The organism is Gordonia sp. CPCC 205515 (genome assembly GCF_048537925.1).
Taxonomy (GTDB): domain Bacteria; phylum Actinomycetota; class Actinomycetes; order Mycobacteriales; family Mycobacteriaceae; genus Gordonia.
Genome location: NZ_JBCLVJ010000013.1, coordinates 132467 through 142683 on the forward strand (window position 1 = coordinate 132467; position 10217 = coordinate 142683).

At 66.9% G+C, this 10217-nt stretch carries 8 protein-coding genes; 5 read left to right on the forward strand and 3 right to left on the reverse strand.

What is annotated here, in order from left to right; translation table 11 throughout:
- Window positions 1–48 precede the first annotated feature (48 nt).
- Both AAFP30_RS20550 and AAFP30_RS20555 read left to right on the forward strand, forming a co-directional pair.
- Window positions 49–993 carry an SGNH/GDSL hydrolase family protein gene (locus tag AAFP30_RS20550; RefSeq protein ID WP_419231862.1) on the forward strand — a complete coding sequence of 315 codons (945 nt, stop codon included), beginning with the start codon at window positions 49–51 and terminating at the stop codon, window positions 991–993.
- 49 nt (window positions 994–1042) lie between these two features.
- Window positions 1043–2266, forward strand: a complete 1224-nt coding sequence (locus AAFP30_RS20555) for an acetyl-CoA C-acetyltransferase (protein ID WP_419231863.1) — start codon at window positions 1043–1045, stop codon at window positions 2264–2266.
- A gap of 121 nt (window positions 2267–2387) precedes the next feature.
- Here AAFP30_RS20555 and AAFP30_RS20560 read toward each other — a convergent pair whose 3' ends face one another.
- From AAFP30_RS20560 to AAFP30_RS20570, 3 genes are all read right to left on the reverse strand, one after another.
- Window positions 2388–3251: a Bax inhibitor-1/YccA family membrane protein gene (locus AAFP30_RS20560; RefSeq protein WP_419231864.1), complete on the reverse strand. Its 864-nt coding sequence runs from the start codon at window positions 3249–3251 to the stop codon at window positions 2388–2390.
- A gap of 119 nt (window positions 3252–3370) precedes the next feature.
- Window positions 3371–4054: a TetR/AcrR family transcriptional regulator gene (locus tag AAFP30_RS20565; protein WP_419231865.1), complete on the reverse strand. Its 684-nt coding sequence runs from the start codon at window positions 4052–4054 to the stop codon at window positions 3371–3373.
- Window positions 4014–6272, reverse strand: coding sequence for an MMPL family transporter (locus tag AAFP30_RS20570; RefSeq protein ID WP_419231866.1), 2259 nt, complete (start codon window positions 6270–6272; stop codon window positions 4014–4016). Before AAFP30_RS20570 ends, AAFP30_RS20565 begins: the two co-directional genes overlap by 41 nt.
- A 141-nt stretch (window positions 6273–6413) precedes the next feature.
- Between AAFP30_RS20570 and AAFP30_RS20575 the strand changes: the two genes are divergently transcribed.
- The 3 genes from AAFP30_RS20575 to AAFP30_RS20585 are packed head-to-tail and all read left to right on the forward strand — an operon-like array spanning window position 6414 to window position 10216.
- Window positions 6414–7529 (forward strand): phosphotransferase family protein, encoded by a 1116-nt coding sequence (locus AAFP30_RS20575; protein ID WP_419231867.1) that lies wholly within the window; start codon window positions 6414–6416, stop codon window positions 7527–7529.
- Entirely contained in the window at window positions 7529–8650 is a 1122-nt protein-coding gene (locus AAFP30_RS20580; protein WP_419231868.1) for a hypothetical protein, read from the forward strand. The genes AAFP30_RS20575 and AAFP30_RS20580 overlap by 1 nt, the downstream gene beginning before the upstream one ends.
- 24 nt (window positions 8651–8674) lie before the next feature.
- A complete protein-coding gene (locus AAFP30_RS20585) occupies window positions 8675–10216 on the forward strand; it encodes an alkaline phosphatase family protein (protein WP_419231869.1) in 1542 nt (513 codons plus the stop codon).
- Window position 10217 lies beyond the last annotated feature (1 nt).

The following is a 10217-nucleotide window of genomic DNA, read 5'->3' on the forward strand; positions in this document are numbered from 1 at the left end:
GCGCCGCGAGCGGGCCGAACCGGGACCGACTCGGACTAAGCTGGCACCGTGTCCGGAACGAATCGCAAGGTCGCGCTGGACAACCGGATCCTGCGGGATGTCGGCGCGACGGTGGCGGCGACAGCGGCGAGTGCCGGTGCGTCGTGGGCCGCCTACAACTACCTGAACTCGCAGGCCGCCGAGGCGCGCACGGTGATCCCGCATCGCACCGACAACGCCCCCAACGGCGACGGCGTCTACCTCCCGGACGGCACCGGACCCCATCGGTTCACCCGTGACAGCGCCATCGACCTGTATCTGGTCGCGTTCGGTGACTCCACCGCTGCCGGCCTGGGCGCCGACACCGCCGACGAGACCCCGGGCGTGCAACTCGCCCGGCGGGTGGCCGCCGAGACCGGCAAGGTGATCCGGTACGGCAACAAGGCCATCGTGGGGGCCACGTCGAAGGGACTCGCGGCGCAGATCGACGCGATGCTCGTCGCCCGCGAACGCCCCGACGTCGCGATCATCCTCATCGGCGCCAACGACGTGACCGCCCGCAACGGCATCCGCACCTCGGCGCGCCGACTCGGGGACGCGGTGACCTTGCTCGTCGACAACGGCGCCAAGGTGGTCGTCGGCACCTGCCCGGACTTCGGCGTGATCACCGCGATCCCACAACCGTTGCGAACAGTGTTGCGACGCTGGGGCTTACAACTGGCATCGGCGCAGCGGAGCGCGGTGCGATCGGCCGGTGGACGCGCCGTGCCGATGGCCGACCTGATGACCCAGGAGTTCCTCGCCAAACCCGACCACATGTTCTCGCCCGACCGCTTCCACCCGTCGGCCGCCGGCTACGCCCTCGCCGCCGACATCCTCATCCCCGAGGTGCTCGCCGCGATCGGCGAATGGGGGCCGGCGCCGCTACCCGAACCGCCCGAGGTGTCCGAGTTCGTCGAACGCGACCGCATGGTGAACCGGATCCGCCGAGCCGTGCCAGGCCTCTCCCGCTGACCGGTCGCAACCTGATCGAGGGTTCGGTTGGTGCAGTAACGTGATCGGCATGCCTGAAGCAGTGATCGTTGCCCATGCCCGCTCCCCGATCGGCCGCGCCGGTAAGGGGTCCCTCAAGGATGTCCGCCCCGACGAACTGTCGCGGCAGATGGTCGCCGCCGCACTCGCCAAGGTGCCCGGACTCGACCCGAAAGACATCGAGGACATCCACTGGGGCATCGGCCAGCCCGGTGGACAGGGTGGCTACAACATCGCCCGCGTCATCGCCGTCGAACTCGGCTACGACCACATCCCCGGCGTCACCGTGAACCGGTACTGCTCGTCGTCGTTGCAGACCACCCGCATGGCGCTGCACGCCATCAAGGCCGGCGAGGCCGACGTGCTGATCTCCGGCGGCGTGGAGAGCGTCTCCAGCTTCGGGATCTCCGGCGGCGCCGACGGTGCCCCCAACTCCAAGAACGCGCTCTTCGACGACGCGATGGCGCGCACCGCCAAGGCCGCTGAGGGCGGCGCGGGCGCGTGGCACGACCCGCGCACCGACGGCGTGATCCCCGATGTCTACATCGCGATGGGCGAGACCGCCGAAAACGTCGCGAGCTACACCGGCATCTCCCGCGAGGACCAGGATCGCTGGGGCGTGCGGAGCCAGAACCTCGCCGAAGAGGCCATCAAGGCGGGCTTCTTCGAACGCGAGATCGATCCGGTCACGCTGCCTGACGGCACCACCGTCACCACCGACGACGGCCCGCGCGCCGGCACCACCTACGAAAAGATCAGCCAGCTCAAGCCGGTGTTCCGCCCCGACGGCACCGTCACCGCGGGCAACGCCTGCCCGCTCAACGACGGCGCGGCCGCCCTGGTCATCATGAGCGACACCAAGGCCAAGGAACTGGGTCTGACCCCGCTGGCCCGCGTCGTCGCGACCGCCGCCACCGGACTCTCCCCGGAGATCATGGGGCTCGGCCCGATCGAGGCGATTCGGAAGGTGCTGCGCATCGCGGGCATGTCGCTCTCGGATATCGACCTCGTCGAGATCAACGAGGCGTTCGCCGTGCAGGTCCTCGGATCGGCCAACGAGCTCGGCATCGACCACGACAAGCTCAACGTCTCCGGCGGCGCCATCGCCCTCGGCCACCCGTTCGGCATGACCGGCGCCCGCATCACCACCACCCTGCTGAACAACCTGCAGACCCACGACAAGACCTTCGGCATCGAGTCGATGTGCGTCGGCGGCGGCCAGGGCATGGCGATGGTGCTCGAGCGCCTGAGCTGAGCCTTCGCCGACAGCAACCACTTTTCCACCGACAGCAACCACTTTCACGACGACAGCAACCCCGCCGATTCACGGCGGGGTTGCTGTCGTTGAAAAAGTGGTTGCTGTCGGCGCGTTGGGACTAGTCCGAGTTGAAGTAACTCAGCAGACGCAGGATCTCGACGTAGAGCCAGACCAGGGTGACGGTCAGGCCGAGGGCGACACCCCAGGCGGCGCGCTCGGGAGCGCCGGCGCGGATGAGACGGTCGGCAGCGTCGAAGTCCAGCAGGAAGCTGAAGGCGGCCAGGGCGATGCAGACCAGCGAGAAGATAATCGCCAGCGGTCCACCGTTGCGGAGGCCGAAGCCTTCACCACCGTTGAACAGGCCGATCACCAGGTTGCCCAGCATCAGCACGATCACGCCGATCATGCCGGCGAACAGCATGCGCGTGAAACGCGGGGTGACGCGGATCGCGCCGACCTTGTACACCAGCAGCATGCCGAAGAAGACGCCGAACGTACCGAGGACGGCCTGACCGATCAGTGCGCCGGCCGACACGTCGCCGGAGACGACCCAGTTCGCGAAGACGAACGAGATCGAGCCGACGAACAGTCCTTCCAGCAGTGCGTAGCCCAGCACGATGGCGGGGTTGTCCTGCTTGCGGCCGAACGAGGCGACAAGCACCAGGATCAGGCCACCGATGGCGCCGACCAGCATCAACGGGGATGCCAGCGCTTCGTTGGAATGGACCAGGAAGTAGGTGGCGATCGCCGAGATGGTGAGAACACCCAGCGTGATCGCGGTCTTGGTGACGACGTCGTCGATGGTCAGCTGACGACTGACCGACGGTGCCTGCTGGGCGTACGGGTCGACGTACTGTCCCTGCTGATTCCACATGGCACCCTGGCCGGCGGCGGCTGCACCGGCACCGAACCCGGCGTAGCCGGTCGGCGCCTGGTTATCGCGGACCACGCCGCGCATAACCGGATTGCTGCTCTCTCGCACCTATGTGCTCCTTAGTAGTTGGTATTCCTGTCGACATAACGGACACGAGTGCTGTCGAGTTCCGACTTTACCTTCTCTTGAACATTGTGTCGTGTGCCGCGTCGCAGCGGCAGCCGAAATCAGCCGTGCGCACCCTGTTGGCGGCCCAGCCAGGCACGGACGTCCTCGGGACCACTGTCCTCGCCGAGTGTCCCGGCGGCGGCGCGTCCCAGACATACCGAACGCAACAGACTCTCCGCGACGGCGAGGTCATCGCCCCAGGGCAACGTGGATTTCGCGAGCATCAGCGACGCGACGCCGTGCGCGGCCGCCCAGAACTCCAGCACCACCGCCGAGACGTCGGCGGCGGGAAAGAACCCTTCGTCGACGAGGTCGGTGACCGTCGCGGAGATCCGGGCGAATGCCGAGGCGGCGAGCACCTCGTCGACCTTCATCTGCCGGTCGGGCGGCACCTGGCGGAAGGCCATGCGGTAGAGCACCGGCGTGGACAGTGCGAAGCGGACGTAGGCCAGTCCCTCCTGCAGCGCCCGCTCGAGCGGGTCGTCGATGCCGGCCGATGCGTCGGCAAGGACCCCGTCGAGTTGCTCGAAGTAGCGGGCGCAGACGGCGTCGAGCAGGGTGTCCTTGTCGGCGAAGTGCAGGTAGATCGATGGCGGCGTGACACCCACCCGGTCGGCGACGGCGCGGATGGAGACGGCGGTGACGTCGCCGTGTTCGAGGAGCAGCGCGGTGGCCGCGTCCATGATCTCGTCAGCGAGCAGCTCACCCGACCCGCGTGGGGACTTCCGGCGTCGCAGAGTCATGAACGCCTCCTTCCGACAACCCGATCCGATTGTGGAGCCGGCGCAACGGCGCGGGCGCCCACCAGTTGGCCCGCCCGGCCAACCGCATGAACGCCGGCACCAGCAGCATCCGGATCACCGTGGCATCCATCAGCACGGCCAGCGTCAACCCCACCCCGAACATACGCATGAACGACACCTCGGAGGCGGCGATCCCGGCGAACACGATGCTCATCAGCAACGCGGCGGCGGTCACCACCCGCCCTGTCCGGGCGAGTCCGACGGCGACCGCATGATCGCTGTCGGCGCGTGAGCCGCCGGAGGCGAGCCACTCCTCGCGGATGCGGCCGAGGAGAAAGACCTCGTAGTCCATCGACAGGCCGAAGGCGATGCAGAACATCAGAACCGGGATGGTCGCGACAAGGAAGCCGGTGGGCGTGGTGCCCAGCCCGTCGAGGTGACCGTCCTGGAAGAACCACACCATCGCGCCGAAGGTCGCCGACAGCGATAACACATTGAGCACCAACGCCTTCAACGGCAGCACGACACTTCCGGTGAACAGGAACAGCAGCACGAAGGTGGCCAGCGCGACGATCCCGAGCGCCCACGGCAGATGACCGTAGATCGCATCGACGGTGTCGACGTTGGTGGCCGCCAACCCGCCGAATACCGCGGTCGCGCCGTCGGGTTTCGGCACTGCCTGCAGTGCCTCGAGTTGGTCGCGTCCGGCGTCGCTCATCGGTTCCAGGTTGGTCGACACCGTGATCAGCGACGTTGTGCCCTTCGAGTCGCCGGGGTCACCCGGCGACACTGCGCGACCGTCGACAAATGTGCCGGACGACGACGTCGCCGAGTTGGCGTCGTCGACCCGCGACAGGTCGGCGGTGTAGCGCGTGAGGTCGTCGCCGGCGGGTAGGCCGGAGACGACGGCGGTCGCCGACGACGAGAGGTTCTGCGCGAAGTCGTCGCGGATCTCCTGTTGGATGGCATGCGAACTCGCGGTCGGAGGCAGTACCCGGTCGTCGGGAAATCCGAAGCGGATGCCGAGGAACGGCGCACCGAGGATGAGCAGCGCCACGGTGGTGACGATCGCGATCGGCGCAGCGTGCCGCAGGACGAACTGGACGAAGCGGTACCAGGCAGACTCCTCGATCGGGCGCGCCACCGGTTCGGGTCGCCGGAAGAGTCGTCGCAGCGGACGGCGGACGTCGAGCGCATCGATGCGCGGGCCGAGCACCATGAGGATGGCCGGCGTCAGCACCAGCGCGGCGACCACCGCGACGAGCACCACACCGATCCCGGCGTAGGCGAAGGACCGCAGGAAGTACATCGGGAAGATCACCAACGCCGCCAACGAGAGTGCGACGGTGACCGCGGAGAAGGCCACGGTGCGACCGGCTGTCGCCATGGTGGTCAGGATCGCGGTGCGGCGGTCGTCGCCGCGGGCGACTTCCTCGCGGTAGCGCGTCACGATGAGCAGGGTGTAGTCGATGGCCAGCGCCAACCCGAGGGCGGTGGTGAGGTTCAACGCGAAGATGGAGACGTCGGTGAACATCGCGATCAGTCGAAGCAGCGCAAAGGTTCCGATGATCGCCACGATCCCGATGACCACGGGCAACGCGGCGGCGACCAGCCCGCCGAAGACGACGATGAGGACCAGGAAACTGATCGGGATCGCGATCCCCTCGGCGACCGCGAGATCGCGCGTGGTCTGTTCGTTGACCTGACCGAACACCAGCCCCTGGCCGCCCACCCGGACCGAAATACCCTGGCGTTCACCGACAAACCGCTCCTCGATGGTGGCGGCGTGAGCCGGCGCCGCACCCTCCCCACCGGAGAGCGTCGCGATGATCAACGTCGACGAGCCATCACGACTCACCAGCGCTGACGACAGGGACGGGTGCTGCCAGATCGACAGGATCGGACGCTGCACGTAGTCGAGGCCCTCGAGGTCGGAGACGAGCGAGGTGCCGACGGCCCGCGCGGTGGGGTCGGTCGCCATGTTCATGCCGGCGGGCCCATCGAGTTTGACCACCACCTGCAATCCCCCGCGACCAAAGGTGTCGTTCAGGACCGCCTCGGCGCGCGCGGAGTCCGAGTTGGGGTCGCTGTACCCGCCGGCCAACAGGTGCTGCGCGGCGCTCGCCCCGAACAACCCGGCGGCGACGAGCAGCAGTGCCGCGACGGCCAGCACGGCTCGGGGCCGCCCGATGATGAATCCGGTCATTCTCGCCGGCATGGATGCTCCACGGGTCGGTGACTTAACACCGGTAACTTATCAGCGTTATGTCGGCGGGGTCAACGGATATGAGCATCACGCGCGGTGGAACGTGTTCTAATTCGTAGGTCTTGTCAGCCTGAAACGTCATTGGATGTCTTTATGCCGGAGAGCAATTCGTCGGACCCGAATGAGGTCGCTCGTCCCAGTTCGTCGCGCCGCGATCCCGAGTGGTTGCGCGCCCGCCTCGCCGAGTGGCTACCGACGGTGGCCCCGTCGCCCACCATCACCCGATTGGAGATCCCATCGGCGAATGGGATGTCGAGCGAGACGATCGTGATGGATGCCGAATGGGAGGGCACCACCCATCCGTTGGTGGTGCGGGTGGCCCCGACGGCCGACAGCGACCCGGTGTTCCCCACCTACGACCTCGACCGGCAGTTCCGGATCATCGATCATGTGGCGCGCTCGACCGGCGTTGCGCTGCCCAGACTGTATTGGTCGGAACCCGACGACGGCCCCCTCGGCGCCCCATTCTTCGTCATGGGTCGCGTCGACGGCGACGTACCGCCGGACGTCATGCCGTACACCTTCGGTTCCTGGGTGAGCGAGGCAACCGAGGAGCAGCGCACCCGCCTGGTGGAATCGACGGTGCAGACGATCGCTGCCATCCACGGCGCACCGGTGCCGAAGGAGTTGCTGGATCTGCCGGGTCCGGGCGAGACCCCGTTGCGGGCGCATGTGCGACGACTGCGCGAGTTCTACACCTGGGCCTCCGCCGGTCGTCGCGGTTCACCGCTGATCGAGCGCGGATTCGATTGGGTGGCAGACAATTTCCCCGAGGAAGGCGATCCGGTGCTGACGTGGGGTGACGCGCGGGTCGGCAACGTCATCTACACGGACTTCCGTCCGGCGGCAGTACTCGACTGGGAGATGGCCGCCTACGGCCCTCGCGAGCTCGACGTCGCGTGGCTGATCTTCCTGCACCGGTTCTTTCAGGATCTCGCCGAACTGATGGAGATGCCGGGACTACCCGACATGCTGCGCCGCGAGGACGTCGTCGCACTGTATGCCCGCGCCAGCGGTCACGAACTGACCGATCTGGACTTCTACCTCACCTACGCGTCCTTGATCCACGCGGTGGTGATGTACCGGATACAGTCTCGCGCCATCCATTTCGGCCAGGCCGAGGAGCCCGAGGACACCGACGACATGATCATGCATCGCAGCACCGTCGAGGCGATGATGGCCGGCACGTACTGGGAGCGGGTGCGCTGATGCTCTCGCCCATGGACGATTACCCCATCCATCAGGTCGCCGAGGTCATCCGGCACACCCAGACCTCCGACCGCAACTTCTACGACCGCTACTACTTCAATTGCCATGGTCCCGAGGCGGATTCGCCGTGGCTGATCGTCGGCCTGGGCGTCTACCCGAACCTCGGGGTCACCGACGTCTTCGCCGTCGTCCGCCACCGCGACGAACACATCGTCGTGCGGGCATCCAAGGCACTCGGCGCCGATCGCACCGATATGCGGGTCGGGCCGTTCACCCTCGAGATCGTGGACGGGTTGCAGCAGCTGCGGATCGCGCTCGATGACGGGCACGGTGACCTGTCGTTCGACCTGACGTTCACCGCGACGAGCCCGGCGGTGTTGGAGCCCCGGCATTTTCAGCGGCAGATCGAACGCGTCTTCTTCGACACCATGCGCTTCGTCCAAACCGGCGACTGGTCGGGCGATCTGGTCGTCGACGGCGAGAAGTTCGACGTCAACGGCCCCGGGTGGCGCGGAAATCGGGACCGCTCGTGGGGTGTCCGGCCGGTCGGTGAGGCCGAACCCGCGGGCCGTAAGGCCGACGCGGGTGTGTCCGGGACCTTCTTCTGGATCTACTCGGTGATGCGGTTCGACGACTTCACGATTGTCGTCGTGGTGCAGGAGACCGAGACCGGGGAACGTGTCATGCACGATGCGCGCCGGGTGTGGGATGACCCCGACCGGGAACCGGAGTGGCTCGGACATGTCACACACGACATTTCGTTCATTCCCGGCACCCGCGAGGTCGCCGAGGCCGGCTTGCGGTTCACCCGGCCGTCCGGTGCAACGATGACCGTCACCTGCCATCCCGAGCTGGCCAACTACCTCGCCTTCGGCACCGGGTACGGGCTGGAAGCCGATTGGCGGCACGGCATGTGGCAGGGCGAGTTGAAGGTGGAGGGCCTGCATCTGAAGGTGCCCGAACTCGATCCGACGATGAAGATGTTCTGCGTAACCGATCACCGTGCCCGATTTGTCCTGTCCGACGACGACAGTTCAGCCGACGGTGACGGACTGTTCGAGTTCGCGGCGATCGGACCACACGAACAGTACGGATTCAGCGAGTACACTGACCCCGCCTGAAGCCCACTTGCGCGAGGAGTTGCCTTGTCGAACACGCCCTTTGCCGGTCTGTCCCGCCGCGAATTCCTGACCAGGGTCGGGGCGGTGGGCGGCGGTGCGCTCCTCGCGTCCTGGGCCGGACCGATCATCGATCGGGCGTACGCGTCGGCCGACCCCGCCGGTACCGGATCACTCAAGGACATCGAGCACATCGTGCTCTTCATGCAGGAGAACCGCTCGTTCGACCACTACTTCGGAACCTATTCCGGGGTGCGGGGTTTCGGTGAGAAGTCACCGCTGTGGAAGCAGCACGGATGGGCGCCCGGTGTCGGTCCGACCCGCAGCGGATACACGATGCCCTTCCGCCTCGACACCAAGATCGACGCGAACCTCGACGGCCAGTGCATCAACGATCCGGACCATTCGTGGGCCGGCATGCATCAGGCGTGGAACCGCGGCCGCAACGACGGCTGGCTGCCGATGTCGGTCGGATCGGTCGGGCCGGCGAACGCACCTGCGCTGATGGGTTACTACGAACGGGAGGACATCCCCGTCCACCGGTCGCTGGCCGAGGCGTTCACGCTGTGCGACAACTACCATTGCTCGGTGCTCGGCCCCACCGACCCCAATCGTCTGTACTGGATGAGCGGCACCCTCGACCCGGACGGCCGCCACGGCGGACCACTCCTCGAAACCCCCACGCTGATACCGAAATTCGCCTACAGCTGGCGCACCATGCCGGAGAACCTGCGCGACGCAGGCGTGAGCTGGAAGATCTACAACAACAAGGATCTCGGTCCGGTCTCCAGCGTGGTGCTCGACGGCATGATGGGCTGCTTCAAGCAGGCACAGAACCCGAACTCCGAGCTCGCCCGCCGCGGCATCAATCCCACCTATCCCAACGATTTCCGCGCCGATGTGGCCGCCAACCGCCTCCCCAAGGTGTCGTGGGTGGTGCCGCCGGCGATGGAGTGCGAGCATCCGGCCCTGCCCGCCGCACTCGGGGCCGTCGGCATCGTCGATCTGCTCAACATCCTCACGTCGAATCCCGCGGTGTGGGAGAAGACGGCTCTGATCATCAGCTACGACGAAAACGGCGGCTTCTTCGATCACGTCACTCCCCCGACCCCGCCGCCGGGTACCAAGGGTGAGTACGTGAGTGTCCCCGACATCAACAAGGTGTCGTCGTCGAAGGGTATTCGCGGACCGATCGGCCTCGGCTATCGCGTGCCGTGTTTTGTCATCTCGCCCTACAGCCGCGGCGGTCTCGTCGCGTCGGAAACCTTCGATCACACTTCGCAATTGCGGCTGATCGAGAAGCGGTTCGGCGTCGAGGTGCCGAACCTGACGAAGTGGCGGCGCGGGGTGGTCGGCGACATGACGTCGACCTTCGACTTCGCCCACCGGCCCAACGCCGCCCGTCCGCGTTTCGGGGATCCGGTACCGGCTGCCCAGAACGCGCTGGTGGCGTGCGGTCCCAATATCGCCGCCGGCACCCTGGGCAATGGTCGTCCCTACCCGGTGCCGCCCAATCGGATGCCGCGGCAGCAACCCGGCACTCGTCGGGCACCGAGCGGGATCGTCTGAC

Coding starts and splice junctions, on each gene's coding strand:
- AAFP30_RS20555 (WP_419231863.1), top strand. CDS start 1,043: ATGCCTGAAGCAGTGATCGTTGCCCATGCCCGCTCCCCGATCGGCCGC.
- AAFP30_RS20565 (WP_419231865.1), bottom strand. CDS start 4,054: ATGACTCTGCGACGCCGGAAGTCCCCACGCGGGTCGGGTGAGCTGCTC.
- AAFP30_RS20570 (WP_419231866.1), bottom strand. CDS start 6,272: ATGCCGGCGAGAATGACCGGATTCATCATCGGGCGGCCCCGAGCCGTG.
- AAFP30_RS20575 (WP_419231867.1), top strand. CDS start 6,414: ATGCCGGAGAGCAATTCGTCGGACCCGAATGAGGTCGCTCGTCCCAGT.
- AAFP30_RS20580 (WP_419231868.1), top strand. CDS start 7,529: ATGCTCTCGCCCATGGACGATTACCCCATCCATCAGGTCGCCGAGGTC.